The organism is Arthrobacter sp. AG258 (genome assembly GCF_004364695.1).
Classification (GTDB): domain Bacteria; phylum Actinomycetota; class Actinomycetes; order Actinomycetales; family Micrococcaceae; genus Arthrobacter.
This window is the reverse complement of the sequence record NZ_SOBI01000005.1, coordinates 402521-417201: the sequence shown is the minus strand read 5'-3', so window position 1 is coordinate 417201 and position 14681 is coordinate 402521. Positions and strand designations below refer to the sequence as shown.

Annotated in this window: 11 protein-coding genes; 3 read left to right on the top strand and 8 right to left on the bottom strand. The window is 68.8% G+C overall.

Annotation, left to right across the window (positions count from 1 at the left end):
* Positions 1-131 precede the first annotated feature (131 nt).
* The 6 genes from DFO47_RS13390 to DFO47_RS13365 all read right to left on the bottom strand — a co-directional run bounded on the left by DFO47_RS13390 (position 132) and on the right by DFO47_RS13365 (position 7005).
* Complete coding sequence (locus tag DFO47_RS13390; protein ID WP_133831936.1) at positions 132-1787, bottom strand: GMC oxidoreductase; 1656 nt, start codon at positions 1785-1787, stop codon at positions 132-134.
* Positions 1788-3326 carry an aldehyde dehydrogenase family protein gene (locus DFO47_RS13385; protein ID WP_133831935.1) on the bottom strand — a complete coding sequence of 513 codons (1539 nt, stop codon included), beginning with the start codon at positions 3324-3326 and terminating at the stop codon, positions 1788-1790.
* 98 nt (positions 3327-3424) lie between these two features.
* Positions 3425-4051 (bottom strand): TetR/AcrR family transcriptional regulator, encoded by a 627-nt coding sequence (locus DFO47_RS13380; RefSeq protein ID WP_051083403.1) that lies wholly within the window; start codon positions 4049-4051, stop codon positions 3425-3427.
* Positions 4052-4177: 126 nt separating this feature from the next.
* Positions 4178-5158: an ABC transporter substrate-binding protein gene (locus tag DFO47_RS13375; RefSeq protein WP_133831934.1), complete on the bottom strand. Its 981-nt coding sequence runs from the start codon at positions 5156-5158 to the stop codon at positions 4178-4180.
* 251 nt (positions 5159-5409) lie between these two features.
* Positions 5410-6108 carry a type 1 glutamine amidotransferase domain-containing protein gene (locus DFO47_RS13370; protein ID WP_133831933.1) on the bottom strand — a complete coding sequence of 233 codons (699 nt, stop codon included), beginning with the start codon at positions 6106-6108 and terminating at the stop codon, positions 5410-5412.
* Between the two features lie 24 nt (positions 6109-6132).
* Entirely contained in the window at positions 6133-7005 is an 873-nt protein-coding gene (locus DFO47_RS13365; RefSeq protein ID WP_133831932.1) for an aldo/keto reductase, read from the bottom strand.
* A 143-nt stretch (positions 7006-7148) separates the two neighbouring features.
* Between DFO47_RS13365 and DFO47_RS13360 the strand changes: the two genes are divergently transcribed.
* The 3 genes from DFO47_RS13360 to DFO47_RS13350 all read left to right on the top strand — a co-directional run bounded on the left by DFO47_RS13360 (position 7149) and on the right by DFO47_RS13350 (position 12516).
* Entirely contained in the window at positions 7149-8144 is a 996-nt protein-coding gene (locus DFO47_RS13360) for an LLM class flavin-dependent oxidoreductase (protein WP_018760701.1), read from the top strand.
* Positions 8145-8353: 209 nt separating this feature from the next.
* The gene (locus DFO47_RS13355) at positions 8354-10984 is read left to right on the top strand and encodes a trehalase-like domain-containing protein (protein WP_133831931.1); all 2631 of its coding nucleotides are present in this window, start codon (positions 8354-8356) and stop codon (positions 10982-10984) included.
* A 65-nt stretch (positions 10985-11049) separates the two neighbouring features.
* Positions 11050-12516 (top strand): MFS transporter, encoded by a 1467-nt coding sequence (locus DFO47_RS13350; RefSeq protein WP_133831930.1) that lies wholly within the window; start codon positions 11050-11052, stop codon positions 12514-12516.
* 46 nt (positions 12517-12562) lie between these two features.
* Here DFO47_RS13350 and DFO47_RS13345 read toward each other — a convergent pair whose 3' ends face one another.
* On the bottom strand, positions 12563-13696 hold the full coding sequence (locus tag DFO47_RS13345; protein ID WP_133831929.1) for an FAD-dependent oxidoreductase: 1134 nt from the start codon (positions 13694-13696) through the stop codon (positions 12563-12565).
* Positions 13697-13730: 34 nt separating this feature from the next.
* Complete coding sequence (locus DFO47_RS13340) at positions 13731-14657, bottom strand: AEC family transporter (protein ID WP_109045497.1); 927 nt, start codon at positions 14655-14657, stop codon at positions 13731-13733.
* Positions 14658-14681: the final 24 nt, after the last annotated feature.

Sequence of the window (14681 nt, the reverse complement as noted above, 5' to 3'; positions counted from 1 at the left end):
TACTCTTGCTGGGTTCCACTATGGACTCCTGGATCAGAAAGCACGATTGGACCGGCCGCCCTGGGGTGCGGCGGAATGACGTTGGCGGGGGCCGTTGCCGTTGGGGAGACGGCCCCCTGAGGTCCTGCCGCTCAGGCGAGGGACGTGGTGAGCTCCTTCTCTTCCATGGCCTCTTCGGCCGTGCGGTCCGCGGCCGTTTGGGCGGCCCGGATCAGATCGGCGCAGCGCTCGCCGATCATCATCACGGTGATGTTGGGGTTGACGGTGACGTGTTCGGGCATGACGGACGCATCGGCCACGCGGAGGCCTGTGACGCCCTTGACCCGCAGCTCGGGGTCCAGCGGCGACATGTCGTCGTCGGCTGCGCCCATGCGGACGGTGCCCACCGGGTGGTACACGGTGTTGTGGGTCTTGCGGATGTAGTCCTGCAGCTCCTCGCCCGTCTGCGCCTCGATGCCGGGCGAGAGTTCGCGGCCGGTCCACTCCGCCATGGCAGGCTGGGCCGCGATTTCGCGGGCCTTGCGGATGCCGGCCACCATGACGCGCATGTCGTGGCCGTCAGGGTCCGTGAAGTAGCGGGGGTCCACCATGGGCTTGTCGCGGAAGTCGCGGCTGCGCAGCCGCACGGTGCCGCGGGAGCGTGCGTGGGTGACGTTGGGGGTGAGGCTGAAGCCGTTTTCCGTGGTGGGGTAGCCGTGCCGCAGCGTGTTCATGTCGAACGGAACCGAACCGTAGTGCATCATCAGGTCGGGGCGGTCCAGACCGTCCTCGGTGGGGGTGAAGATGCCGATCTCCCACCACTGGGTGGAGGTCTGCACCATGGGCTGCCTGGCCTCGAACTGCACCACGCCTTCCGGGTGGTCCTGCAGGTTCTCGCCGACGCCGGGGGAGTCCACCAGCACTTCGATGCCGTGCCGGGCCAGGTGCGCTGCCGGGCCGATGCCGGAGAGCATGAGCAGCTTGGGGGAGTCGATGGCGCCGGTGGACAGGATAACCTCGCGGTGCGCGGAGAGCCGGTGGGTGCGGCCGAACGCCCCGTCCACCACGTCCACGCCGGTGCAGCGCTTGTCCGCGTCGAACACCAGCTGGCGGGCGCGCAGGCCGGTCAGCAGGGTGAAGTTGGGCCGGTCGATGATGGGGTGGATGTAGGAGACGGAGCTGGAGGAACGGGTGCCGTCCGCGCGCCGGTTGATCTGGAAGAAACCCGCTCCGTTGACCACGGTGGTGCCCGTGTTGAACTTCGCGCGGGGGATGCCGGCCTGCTCACAGGCGTCCAAAAGCGCGACGCCGGCAGGATCCGCCGGGGGAACGTTCATCAGGTGCACGGGGCCGGAGTCCCCGTGGTGCGGTGCGTCCGGGCCGGCGTCCTCGTTGGTCTCCAGCCGCTGGTACAGCGGCCAGGCTGCGTCGGCGTTCCAGCCGGTGGCGCCGTACTTGGCTTCCCACTCGTCCAGGTCCTCACGCGGCGCCCAGAAGGCGATGCAGGAGTTGTGGCTGGAACAGCCGCCCATCACTTTGGCGCGGGCGTGGCGCATGAAGGAGTTGCCGTTTTCCTGCGGTTCGATGGGGTAGTCCCAGTCGTAGCCGGATTCGAGCAGTTCCATCCACCGGTCCAGCTGCAGGATCTCCGGGATATTGCGGTCATCCGGGCCGGCTTCGACGAGGGCCACGGTCACCTCCGGATCCTCGCTCAGCCGGGCGGCGACGGCGGCACCGGCGGATCCGCCGCCGATGACGACGTAGTCGAACCCGCGGTCGGTGAGGTCCTCGATGTTGTCGTAGTGCATCTAGTTCTCCTTGCCGTGGTCAGCGAACCAGCCGGTGACCTGGGGGCTGGTGTTCTGGTAGATGTGCTTGGCTTCCTGGTACTCGGCGAGGCCGGTGGGGCCCAGCTCGCGGCCCACGCCGGACTGGCCGAAGCCGCCCCACTCGGCCTGCGGGAGATAGGGGTGGTAGTCGTTGATCCAGATGGTGCCGTGCCGCAGACGGGACGCCACCCGCTGCGCTTTGCCGGCGTCCTGGGTCCACACCGCGCCGGCCAGCCCGTAGATGGTGTCGTTGGCGGTGGCCACGGCCTCGTCTTCGGTGCGGAACGTTTCGACCGTGACCACCGGGCCGAATGCCTCGTCGGTGACCACGGACATGCCGCGCTTCACTTGGTCCAGGATGGTGGGCTGGTAGTAGAACCCGGCGTCGTACTTCCCTCCGGAAGGTGCCTCGCCGCCGGTCCGGAGCCGTGCGCCTTCCTGGACACCGCGCTGGACGTAGGCGCTGACTTTGTCCCGGTGGGCGGCGGAGATCAAGGGGCCGGTCTCGGCGTCGTCGTCGAACGGGCCGCCCAGCCGGATCTCCCGGGCGCGGCGGACCAGCTCGTCCACGAAGCGTTCGGCGATGGATTCCTCCACCACCAGACGCGCCCCGGCGGAGCAGACCTGCCCGGAGTGGACGAAGGCGCCGTTCAGGGCATTGTCCACGGCGGCGTCGAAGTCGGCGTCCGCGAAAATGACGTTGGGGTTCTTGCCGCCGAGCTCCAGGGCCACCTTCTTGACGGTGCCCGCGGCCGCCGCCGCGATCCGCTTGCCCGTTTCCAGGCCGCCGGTGAAGGAGACGAGGTCGACGTCGGGATGTTCCGAGAGCGGTGCGCCTGCCTCAGCGCCGGCCCCGGTGACGAGGTTGGCGACGCCGTCCGGCAGGCCAAGGTCCTGCAGCAGCTGCATGGCCAGGATGGCGGTGGACGGGGTCAGCTCGGAGGGTTTGAGGACGAACGTGCACCCGGCCGCCAGCGCGGGCGCGATCTTCCACGCCGCCTGGAGCAGGGGGTAGTTCCACGGGGTGATCAGGCCGCAGACGCCCACGGGTTCGTAAGCGATCCTGCTGACCACGGCGGGGTTCCCGGCGTCGACGATGCGGCCCGCCTGCTGCCCGGCCAGCCTGCCAAAGTACTCGAAGCAGGCGGCGATGTCGTCCATGTCGATCCGGCTTTCGACCATCCGCTTGCCGGTGTCCAGGGACTCGGCGCGGGCGAATTTTTCCCGGCGTTCACGGAGCCCGGCGGCCACCTTCAACAGGAAGGTCCCGCGCTCCGGGGCAGGAACCGAGGACCAAACGCCGGCGTCGAACGCGGCGCGGGCCGCGGCAATGGCCCGTTCGGCGTCTTCGCGGCCGGCCTCGGAGACCGTGGCGACCAGTTCGCCGTCGGCCGGGTTGCGGATTTCACGGACAGCGCCGGACGCGGCCGGCTCCCACGCGCCGTTGATGAACAGGGTGGCTGCTGCCTCGGGTGCAGTGCTCTGGGCGGCTTCCCGCGCTGGTGTGGCGTAAGTCATAGGAAGGACAGTAATGCACCTTGAACGAGTGTTCAATACTTTTTTGAACGCTCGTTCAATGTTACTGAGGGGCTGCCGGCGTGACCGCGGCCGGTCGTTCAGTGCGGGCGGAGTTCCGCGCTGCCCGTGCTTCCGTCATGGACGGGAGCGAACGCGATCTGCTCCGTCCGCTCGATGCTCCGCTGGATGGCGGCCGTGTCGACGCCGAGCAGCGCCGTCAGCCACACGCCGTTCTGGATCACCACGATGTCCGCCGCCCGGTCCCTGCAGGCCTCCCAGGACAGTGCGGGCTGGGCGGCGGACACCAGCGCGGCGACGCCGTCGATGTAACGGTCAAAGGCCACTGCGTTGATCTGGGCGTAGTCCTCGTCGGCCTGGGCCAGGGCCCACAGGTGCAGGCGGAGGGACAGGTAGCGGGTGGTCAGCAAATCCTTGGCCGCCACCCGCCGCAACGCCTTGCGGAGTTGCTCGTCCGGGGGCAGCGACGGGTCCGGCGCGACCAGCAGGAGGTCATGCTCGTCCACGCGCCGCAGGGCAGCCCGGATCAGCGTGGTTTTGTCATCGTAGTAATAGTTCACCAGGCCCAGCGCCACGCCTGCTTCGCGGGCCACGGACCGCATGCTCACCCCGGCGATGCCATGCCGGGACAGCAGGTCCATCGCCGCCTCGAGGATGCGCGATTGCCTGTCCACCTGTTCGCCGGAGTTCACGGCACTCGTCCCCATCTGGCCAGACTATTGCCTCCCGGCGCGGAGCGCACTTTCCCGGATACCCGTCAAAACAGAAGAATCCCCGCCGGGAGCAAGCGCCATGCTCACAACCCGGCGGGGATCCATTCATCGGCGGGCCGCCTACTTCTTGGGCAGGCCCGCCGGGTTCAGCTCGGACTTCTGGATCGCCTCGGAAGAGAGGCCCCAGCGGTCCAGGATCCTGGCGTAGGTGCCGTCGTCAATCAGGTGGTTCAGCGCGGCCTGCGCGGCAACCGCCAGGCCGTTGCCCTTCTTGGTGGTGAAGGCGATCTGCGCGGTCAGAGGCCAGCCGCCGTTCAGCGTGCCCACCTGCTTGGTCTTGCCGTCCTGCGCGGACTTGTACGCCGCGGCGGCGTTGGGTCCGAAGGTCAGGTCCGCACGTCCGGACTGGAGGGCCAGGCTTGAGGCGGAATCGTCGTCGTAATACTGGAACTGGACCGGCGCCAGGCCGTTCTTCTTGTTCTCCTCGTCCCAGCGCACCAGGATCGCTTCCTGGTTGGTGCCCGAGCCCACGATGATCCGCTTGCCCGCCACGTCCTTGGCTTCCTTGACCTCCCCGATGCCGGAGTCGCTCTTGGCGTAGAAGCCCAGCAGGTCGTTGCGGTAGGTGGCGAAGTCGAACTTTTCCTTGCGCGCCTCGGTGACGGTCACGTTGGACAGCACGGCCTCGTACTTGGACGATTCGATGCCCAGCGGCCAGTCCGCCCAGGCGACGGGGAGGACCTCGACGTCCAGTCCCAGGGCCCCGCCCACGGCGTAGGCGATGTCCACCTCGCTGCCGATCAGGGTCTTGTTGTCCGTGGCGAACAGGCTCAGCGGCGCCGCGCCGCCCGTGGTCACTACGGTGAGCTTGCCGTCGGCCTTGACCGCCTCAGGCACCAGGGCCGCCGCGGCGGCGTCCTTGCTCACCGGGAAGCGGTCCTGCTGCGGCGACAGGTTGAAGGTCCTGCCCGCGGCGCTGGCGGTTGATGACGACGACGGTGCTGTCGCCGCCGAGGCGCCCGGATCGGCGCAGGCGGACAGCCCCAGCAGTGCTGCGACGGTGAGCGCCACGACGGCGGACGGCGTGGTTTTGATGGGCATGGTTCCTCCTGGAAGGGGCCGAAAGATGCGGCGGGAGTGCGCGTTGCAGCAACTATCCGGCAGCCCCGGCGGGGGAATCAAAGCCCGCGAAACCCGGAGATACAGGGCGTAACGGCGGTTAACCGGAGGACCGCGGCGGTCACATTACGGGCCGCTCCCGGACGCCGCGGCACGCACCATCGAGGTGCCCGCGGCACGCAAAAGGGGGACCGGCGAACCGGTCCCCCTTGCCCTGCGCTGCCAGCCGGGCGTTAGCTGAGCGCGGCCAGGACTTCCTTGGCCACGTCCTCGCTGGACTGCGGGTTCTGCCCGCTGATGAGGTTGCCGTCCCGCACCACGTGGGAGGACCAGGCGGCCCCGTTCTCCACCACGGCGCCCTTGTCCTTGAGCGCGTCCTCCACCAGCCACGGGGTGTTCTCGCCGGTGCCGCCGCCGAGTTCTTCCTCGTTGGTGAAGACCGTCAGGCGCCGGCCCTTGAAAGCGAACCCGCCGTCGTCGTCCGTTGCACTGAGCAGCCCGGCCGGACCGTGGCAGAACGGCGCAATGACCTTCCCGTCCTTGTTGGCTGCCACTAGCAGGCGGCCCAGGTCCGCGTCCTTGAACAGGTCGGCCATGGGGCCGTGGCCGCCGGGCATCACCACGGCGTCATAGCCGTTGATGTCGACGTCGGCGAGGACCAGCGGGTGCGCCAGCTCGCCGTCGATCTTGGCCAGGTAGTCGCGGAAGCCCTGCGCACGGTCCACGCCGCCGGCCGATTCGGGGGCAAGGCTCACCTGGTCCACTGTTGGCTTCCTGCCGCCGGGGGTGGCGATGTGGACGGTGTTGCCGGCATCGGTCAAGGTCTGGTGGGAGACCACCAGCTCCTCCGCCCAGTAGCCGGTGGGGTGTTCGCTGCCGTCCTTCATGGTGAGGGAATCGGCGGCCGAGACGATCATCAGGATGTTTGCCATGGTGTTTCTCCTGTCGTTGGGTTTCTACTTGCCGGCGGCTTCGAGCCCGGCGTACGTCTCATCGTCGAGCGTGAGGCCGGCGGCGGCCAGGTTTTCTTCGAGGTGGGCCACGGAACCGGTGCCGGGGATGGGCATCATCACCGGGGAACGGCGCAGCAGCCAGGCGAGGGCCACCTGGGAGGTGGTGGCGCCGAGGCGCTTGGCGGCTTCATCGAGCGGTCCGCCCGGCTTGGCGAGCTCGCCCGCGGAGATGGGCGCCCAAGGGATGAACCCGATGCCGTTCTCCTCCGAGTACCGCAGCACGTCCTCCGAGGACCGGTCGGTCAGGTTGTAGCGGTTCTGGACCGTGGAGACGGTGAAGTGCTTTCCGGCTGCCTCCAGCTCCGCCACGCTCACCTGCGACAGGCCCAGGGCGCGGACCTTGCCCTCGTCCTGGAGCTCACGCAGCACACCGAACTGCTCCTCGGCGTCCACCTTGGGGTCGATCCTGTGCAGCTGCAGCAGGTCCAGGGTGTCCACCTTCAGCTTCCGCAGGCTCAGTTCCGTCTGCTGGCGCAGGTATTCAGGACGCCCCACCGGGATCCACTTGTTGGGCCCGGTACGGGTGAAGCCCACCTTGGTGGCGATCCTCAGGCCCTCCGTGTACGGGTGCAGGGCCTCCGCGATGATTTCCTCGCTGATGTTGGGTCCGTAGGAGTCGGCGGTGTCGATGAAATCCACACCGAGCTCGACGGCGCGGCGCACCACGGCCACGGCGGCGGCGCGGTCTGCGGGCTCACCCCACACCCCGTCGCCGACGATGCGCATGGCACCAAACCCGAGCCGGTGCACGGTTCCCAGGTCCTTGAGGTCGATCGTTGCGGACAGTTCCAGCTGCTTCGTTGAATCTTGGCTCATAGGGGCGGCAACATCATCAGCGTGCTGAGTATTCCGCAACTCACAGAAATAAGCCGGGGCCCGCCGTCGTTATGCATCAAGTGCCCGCCGCAATCCGGGGGGCACGCCCCACGAAACGTTTTTTTGAAAGGCCGGCACCTGACGTGACTCTTCCCCTCTCCATCCTTGACCTGGCAACCATTGGCAAAGGCCAGACGGCGGCGGAGAGCTTCGCGGGCAGCGTGGCCATGGCGCAGAGCGCGGAGAAGCTCGGATACCGGCGCGTCTGGTACGCGGAGCACCACAACATGTCCTCCATCGCCTCCTCCGCCACCAGCGTGCTGATCGCGCACGTGGCCGCCCACACCGAAAGCATCCGGCTGGGCGCCGGCGGCATCATGCTGCCCAACCACTCGCCGCTGACCATCGCGGAGCAGTTCGGAACCCTGGAAACCCTTCACCCCGGCCGGATCGACCTGGGCCTGGGGCGGGCACCGGGCAGTGACCAGAACACCATGCGCGCCCTGCGCCGGGACCCGATGTCCGCGGACAGCTTCCCGCAGGACGTCCTGGAACTGCAGGGCTACCTGACCGGCCCCACCCGCATCCAGGGCGTCGAAGCCACCCCTGGCAAGGGAACCAACGTCCCGCTGTACATCCTGGGCTCCTCCCTGTTCGGCGCCCGCCTGGCCGCGCAGCTGGGCCTCCCGTACGCGTTTGCCTCGCACTTTGCCCCAGCCGCCCTGCGGGATGCCGTGGCCATTTACCGCCGCGAGTTCAAGCCCTCCGCGCAGCTGGACGCGCCGCACGTGATCGCCGGCGTCAACGTGATCGCCGCCGACTCCGCCGCCGAGGCCCAGGCCATGTTCCAGGCCACCAAGCGCGCCCGCGTCTCGCTGTTCTTCGGCGGCGGCCGGGAGTTCACCGACGACGAGGCGGACATGGTCCTGGACTCCCCGCAAGGACAGCATGTGGCCCAGATGATGCGCTACTCCGCCGTGGGCACCCCGGACGCCGTGGTGGACTACCTGGCAGATTTCGGCAAGCACGCCGACGCCGACGAACTCATCGTGGCGCACCAGAGCACCGGCACCGAGGCGCGGCTGCGCTCCGTCGAGCTGCTGGCCGAGGCCGCCGGACTGGCCCGGGTGGGCGCCTGAGGTTTCGCCGGGCACGATGCCCGAAGGTCCTGTCCGCTGCTTTTACACGGACGCAATGAAAGCGACTCCCCGGGGAAACCCCCGCGGCTGAAGATGGGTACTGCCCCGTCAGGGATTGCTGGGATTTCCGGGCGGGGCACCAACCGGTAGTCCGCAGGCGATCCAGCGGCTGAGTTCCCGGCCTGGTTCTGCCTTGAAGGGGTACCTGGATGCCTACGCCGTTGAACCAAAGCGTGGCGGAATCCGCGCTGCTCACCCGCTCGCTCCCGTTGGACATGCTCCGCGCCTTCATCCAGTCCGATGCCGCGGACAACGGGCTCACCCCCGCGCTGCTGGCCGAACTCAAGGTGCTTGCCCGGGTTCCGTCCCTGCTGGTGGCCTGCAACTACGGCGGGACGCTCTGCGAGGCTGAGGGCGTCTCCACGGAGATCCTGCCCCTGGGCAACGCGGCGATCGCCCTCCGCGCCCTGGCGGCCCTGCCGAACACGCATGCAGCGATTATTTCCGGCCGGTCCCTGCGCGACCTGGCGGCGGTGTCCCGGCTGCCTGTGGAGGTTCACCTGATCGGGTCGCACGGTGCGGAGACGGACATGGGCTTCGCACATGCCCAGAGCCTGGCCACCGAATCCGTCCTGCTCAAGGTCAACGCCGCGCTCAACGAGGCCGTGGGCTTCCAGGAGGGCATCTGGATCGAACGCAAGCCGGTGGCCGTTTCCGTCCACACCCGGCCCGCACCGCCGGAGGTGGTGGAATCGGTCACGGAAACCGCCCGGGAAATCGCCCGCCTCCATGGCTTGTTCTTCATCGTGGACGGGTCCGTGCTGGACCTCTCCGTGGTGGAACCGTCCAAGGCGGAGGCACTGGAAAGCCTCCGCTCCCGGCTCGGCGCCAGCGCCGCCATGTGCGCCGGTGACGCCTACAGCGACGAACTGGCCATCGCCACCCTCCGCGGTCCGGACTTGGGGCTGCGGGTCGGGCCCGGGGAGACCGCCGCCGCACACCGCGTCCGCGACCCCGAAGCCTTCGCCCGCGTCCTGGCCCTCCTCTTCGAACTGCGCCGGGCCTGGCTGTTCGGTGAGGACGCCGTCGGCCTGGAACGGCACTCGATGATCGGCAACGGCTCCTCCACCGCGCTGCTGACCCCGGACGCGAAGATCTGCTGGATGAGCCACCCGCTGCCGGACTCCGGATCCCTGTTTGCCCATATCCTGGGCGGCGACGCCGCCGGCCACTTTTCCGTGGAACCGGTCAAAGCCTCCCAGGTGCTGGGCCAGCGCTATGTGGACAGCACCATGATCGTCGAAACCCGGTGGGCGGACGTGACGGTAACCGACTACCTGGAGCCCGCCCCGGACGGCATCACCAGCCTGGTGCGGGTGCTCTCCGGCCACGGCGCCGCGAGGATCACCTTCGCGCCCAGGCCGGACTATGCCAACGCCCCGTTCAGCATGGAATCGCGCGGAGAGGAACTGCATGTGGTGGGGACGTCGGATCCCATCATCCTGTTCGCGCCGGGGGTGAGCTTCAGCATCGCCTCGGACGGCATCCACGCCACGGCCACGGCGTCGGTGAACCTGCAGGACGGCCCCGTGGTGTTGAACCTGCGCTGTGGCGATACCGATCCGCAGCCTGCGGATCCCGACGGCGAGACGGAGCGCCGGGCAGGGGTGGCCCTGCAATCGCGCCAGTGGGTGCAGGACCTCGCCCTGCCTTCCGTCAAGCCTTCCCTGGTGCGGCGTTCAGCCCTGGTGCTCCGCGCCCTGGTCCACGAGCCCACGGGCGCCGTCCTCGCCGCACCCACCACGTCCCTGCCCGAGGGCATCGGCGGGACACGGAACTGGGACTACCGCTACTGCTGGCTGCGCGACGGCTCCATGACGGTCAACGCCCTCGTGGACCTGGGCTCCACCGCCGAGGCCGCGGGCTTCCTGGACTGGCTGGGCCGCATCCTCGAACACGCACCCGGCCCCGAATGGCTGCACCCCCTGTACTCGGTGACCGGCGCACCGCTCTCCACGGAAGCCGTCGTCGACAGCCTGCCGGGGTACGCGGGATCCCGCCCGGTGCGGATCGGCAACGCGGCGGACCACCAGGTCCAGCTGGACGTTTTCGGGCCGGTCGCCGAACTGATCCACGCGCTGAGCGGGCGGGAGGGGTCGCTGGAGGACGCCCATTGGGAGCTGATGGTGCAGATGGCATCGGCCGTCCTGGCCCGCTGGCACGAACCGGACCACGGGATCTGGGAGGCCCGGCGCGCGGCCCGCCACCACGTCTACTCGAAGGTGATGTGCTGGGTCACCCTGGACCGGGCACTGCGGACAGCGGCCCGCCACGGCCGCCGGCCTGACCCTGCATGGGCGCCGGCGGCGGCAACCATCCGCGACGAGGTCCTGCGCGAGGGCTGGGACGAATCGGCCAGGTCCTACACCGTGGCCTACGACAGCCCGGACCTCGACGCCGCCGTCCTGCACATCGGCCTCTCGGGCCTGCTGGACGTCACGGACCAGCGCTTCCTGGACACCGTCACCGCCGTCGAACGCGAACTCCGGGTGGGCCCCACCGTGTTCCGTTACCGGTACGACGACGGCCTGCCGGGCCTGGAGGGCGGGTTCCACATCTGCACCACGTGGCTGATCGAGGCCTACGTGGCCGTGGGCCGCATCGACGAGGCCTGGGACCTGTTCGACCAGTTGGTGAACCTCTTCGGGCCCACCGGACTGCTCCCGGAGGAATACGATCCCGGCACCGAAACCCACCTCGGCAACCACCCGCAGGCATACTCGCACCTGGGTTTCATCCGCTGCGCCCGCCTCCTGGACGCACACCAGGGCAGGCGGTAGTCCGCTTCCGTCGTGGGTACCTAGAGTGGAGGTAGCAGGGACCCGAAAAGACTGAAACGAGACTGATGATGACTGCCCGCGCCCAGGGAGTGGGGTTCCGTTCCGAGCGGGGCCCGATTCTCATCGCCTTGATGCTGTCCACCGGACTGGTGGCCATCGACTCCACCATCGTCGCCACCGCCGTACCGTCGATCGTCCGCGATGTGGGCGGGTTCTCCTCCTTCCCCTGGCTCTTCTCCGCCTACCTGCTGGCCCAGGCGGTCTCGGTGCCCATCTACGGCAAGCTGTCCGACATGACCGGCCGCAAGCCCATCATCCTCACCGGCATTGGGCTGTTCCTGCTTGGCTCGGTCCTCTGCGGCCTGGCATGGAGCATGCCCTCCCTGATTGCCTTCCGGGCCCTGCAGGGACTCGGCGCCGGGGCGGTGCTGCCGGTGTCCGTGACCATCGCCGGCGACATCTACACCCTGCAGGAACGCGCCAAGGTCCAGGGCTACCTGGCCAGCGTGTGGGCGGTCTCCTCGGTGGTGGGCCCCAGCCTGGGCGGCATCTTCTCCGCACTGGGTATCTGGCGCGGCATCTTCCTGGTCAACATTCCGCTATGCCTGCTGGCCGGCTGGATGCTGGTCCGCACGCTGCACGAGGACGTGGAACGGGCCAAGCACAAGGTGGATTTTGCCGGTGCCGTGCTGCTGGCGGGATCCCTGGGCCTGTTGATCCTCGACGCCCTCCAAGGCGGCCAGGCGTGGGCGTGGAATTCGCCCATCAGCATTGGCGTGTTCGCGGTGGGTGCCGTGCTGCTGGTCGCGTTCCTCCTGGTGGAGCGGCGTGCGGCGGAGCCCATCCTGCCTTCCTGGGTGGTGTCGCGCCGCCTGCTTGCCACCACCACCCTGGTGTCCTTCGGGGTCGGGTCCGTCATGATCGGCCTGACTTCCTACGTGCCCACCTACCTGGAGGGTGCGCTGTCCTCCTCGCCGCTGGTGGCCGGCCTGGCGCTCGCCGCGCTGACCCTCGGCTGGCCCCTGAGTGCCTCGCAGGCCGGCAAGTTCTACCTGCGGATCGGCTTCAAATCCACGGCCCTGATCGGCATCGCCATTTCCGTGGCGGGCCTGCTGATCCTGTCGCTGACGGCCTCCTCGCCCAACGTGGCGCTGATCGCCATCAGCTGCTTCGTCGTCGGGCTCGGCCTGGGCCTGCTGGCCACGCCAACCCTGATCGCCGCCCAGTCCAGCGTCCCCTGGCACGAACGCGGCGTGGTGACCAGCACCAACATGTTTGCCCGGTCCATCGGCAGCGCCCTGGGCGTGGCCGTCTTCGGCGCCGTGGCCAATGCCATCTACGGCGGCAGCAGCGGCGGCGATACCGACCCCGCCACGGTGGTGGCCGCGTCCGGAGCCGTGTTCCTGGCGGCACTGGTGGCCGGGCTGCTTACCGTGGCAGCGGTCCTGGCCATGCCGGCAGTGAAGGCTGACGATGCCGGAAAGGCCGACGGGCAGCCGGTCCCCAGCAGCGCGGAGGGCAGCGCCACCTAGCGTAAACCCGCGGCTGGCGGGTGCCGCGGCCAGTTGGAAGCCGCGGCTAGCGGGATGCCCGGAAGATGGAAGGTGCGTCCCGCGTCCCGGTGGCAAGGTCCGCGAGGATCCGGCCGATCACGGGCGTGAACTTGAAGCCGTGGCCGGAAAACCCTGCGCCAATCACCACCGGGCCCACCCGGTCCAGGACGAAATCCTCATCCGGGGTGGTGGTGTAGGTGCAGCTGATGGCCTCGAACTGCTCGGGGTCGACGCCGGGCAGCCAGTCCCGCGCGTACGCCTGCAGGGCGGCGAGCTGGGCCGGCTCCGGCAGGAAATCCCGGTGGTCCGGATCCACCACGGGCCCAACACCGTGCCAGCCGGCCTTGATGCCTTCACCGGGGGTCTGCATGCCGTACACGGGGGAGTACCAGCCCTGGTAGTCCGGGCCCGGGTAGTGGTTGAACCCCGGCCACACCGCCCCGTCGTCTGCCACCCGGAAATGCGCCGGCTGCTCCTGCGTGACCCGCAAGGTCGGGATCCGCATGCCGGCCGCGTCGTTCCCGGCGGCGGAGGCCAGCAGCTTCTCCGTCCAGCCGCCCGCCGTCACCACGGCCTGGGCTGCGGTGACCACCTCGGTGCCTCCGGCGGATTCGAGCGTCAGCCGCACGCCGTCGTCGAACACCTTGAAGTCCACCACCTTGGTGTGGTGCCTGATCTCGGCGCCCCGGGCCGCCGCCAGCTGCTGGAACACCGGAAGCGCGGCCTCCGGATTGAGCTGGCCGCCGTCGGGCATGTGCAGGACCTGTCGGTCGAACCGGATGCCGCGCCACCGCTCACCGGCTTCCGCCGGGGCCAAAAACTCGGCGCGGATCCCGGCCGAACCCAGCGCCGCGGCCACCTGCTGCGGTTCGAAGCCGGGCCCGTGGTTGACGATGCCCGTACGCGCCAGCAACCGGACGCCGCTCTCCTGCTCCAGCTCCTCCCACAGCGACAAGACCTCGGCCAGCATGGCCACGTAGTCCGGCTGGTGGTAGCCCGGATTCAGGTTCCGGGTGGCGCCGTGCGACGCGCCGATCGTGTGCCCGGGGCCAAACTGCTCCACCAGCGTCACCTGGCGGCCGCGGCGGGAGAGCGCCCAGGCGGCCGCGGAGCCCATGGCGCCGCCGCCGATCACCACGGTGTCAAGATTGGTATTCATCAGCCCTCCAAGCTGGGGTGGTGCGGTCAAGAAGCTAGGCCAACAGGAGCGCGACGCCGATCATCGCCGGCACGGCAACCACCGTGGTGATCAGCACGGTGTCCTTCGCCACGGTGAGCCCGGTCTTGTACCGGCTGGCGGCAACGAAGACGTTCTGGGCTGTGGGCAGCGCCGAGGTGACCACCACCGCGAAGAGGGCATGGCCGTCCATTCCCAGCACGAAGCGGGCGAAAACGTACGCAAGGGCCGGCTGGACAGCGAGCTTAAAGCCACTCGCCAGCAGGGTGTCCACCCGGCGCCCGGCGGAAGCCTGCAAGGGGCGGGTACCGTTCAGGCTCATCCCGAACGCGATCAGCATGGCGGGAATCGCGGCGCCGCCGATCAGGTGGATGGGTTCCATCACCAGCGCCGGGACCTGGAAACCGGTACCGGCCACCACCAGGCCCAGGGCGGAGCCGACGATCATCGGGTTCCGCAGGATCATGAGCACGAACCGCAGGGGAGTGGTGCGGTGGGCGCTGGTGCTTGAATCGAGGACCATGAGGAACATGGGAGTGAAGAACGCCAGCTGGAAGATCAACAAGGGTGCCACGTAGCTGGCGTCCCCCAGGACATATACCGCAATGGGAATACCCAGGTTGGCCGAGTTCGCCAGCGAAGCGGACATGGCGGACATCAATGATTCCGGCAGGGCCCGCTTCAGCCAGAACCGCGCGATCAGGAAAAAGATCGACGCGGTGGTGATTGCGGCCACCGCCGTCACCAGCAGCGGCTGGGCAAAGACTTCATGGAGCCGTGCCTTGCTCAGCGTTTCAAAGAGCAGCGCCGGGCTTGCCACGAAGAAAGTCAGACCGCTCAGCACGGGCCGGGCGTTCTCGCCGAGGATTTTTTGCCGGCCCACGAACCATCCCACCAGGATGATGCACCAAACCACGAAGAATCCTGCCAGGACCCCTAGCACGGGATCCCTCCGCGGCCGCGGCGG

Excerpts from the sequence above, each read along its gene's own strand:
- DFO47_RS13365 (WP_133831932.1), bottom strand. The coding sequence starts at position 7,005 with ATGAGCCAAGATTCAACGAAGCAGCTGGAACTGTCCGCAACGATCGAC.
- DFO47_RS13375 (WP_133831934.1), bottom strand. The coding sequence starts at position 5,158 with ATGCCCATCAAAACCACGCCGTCCGCCGTCGTGGCGCTCACCGTCGCA.
- DFO47_RS13390 (WP_133831936.1), bottom strand. The coding sequence starts at position 1,787 with ATGCACTACGACAACATCGAGGACCTCACCGACCGCGGGTTCGACTAC.
- DFO47_RS13350 (WP_133831930.1), top strand. The coding sequence starts at position 11,050 with ATGATGACTGCCCGCGCCCAGGGAGTGGGGTTCCGTTCCGAGCGGGGC.
- DFO47_RS13345 (WP_133831929.1), bottom strand. The coding sequence starts at position 13,696 with ATGAATACCAATCTTGACACCGTGGTGATCGGCGGCGGCGCCATGGGC.
- DFO47_RS13370 (WP_133831933.1), bottom strand. The coding sequence starts at position 6,108 with ATGGCAAACATCCTGATGATCGTCTCGGCCGCCGATTCCCTCACCATG.
- DFO47_RS13385 (WP_133831935.1), bottom strand. The coding sequence starts at position 3,326 with ATGACTTACGCCACACCAGCGCGGGAAGCCGCCCAGAGCACTGCACCC.
- DFO47_RS13380 (WP_051083403.1), bottom strand. The coding sequence starts at position 4,051 with ATGGGGACGAGTGCCGTGAACTCCGGCGAACAGGTGGACAGGCAATCG.
- DFO47_RS13355 (WP_133831931.1), top strand. The coding sequence starts at position 8,354 with ATGCCTACGCCGTTGAACCAAAGCGTGGCGGAATCCGCGCTGCTCACC.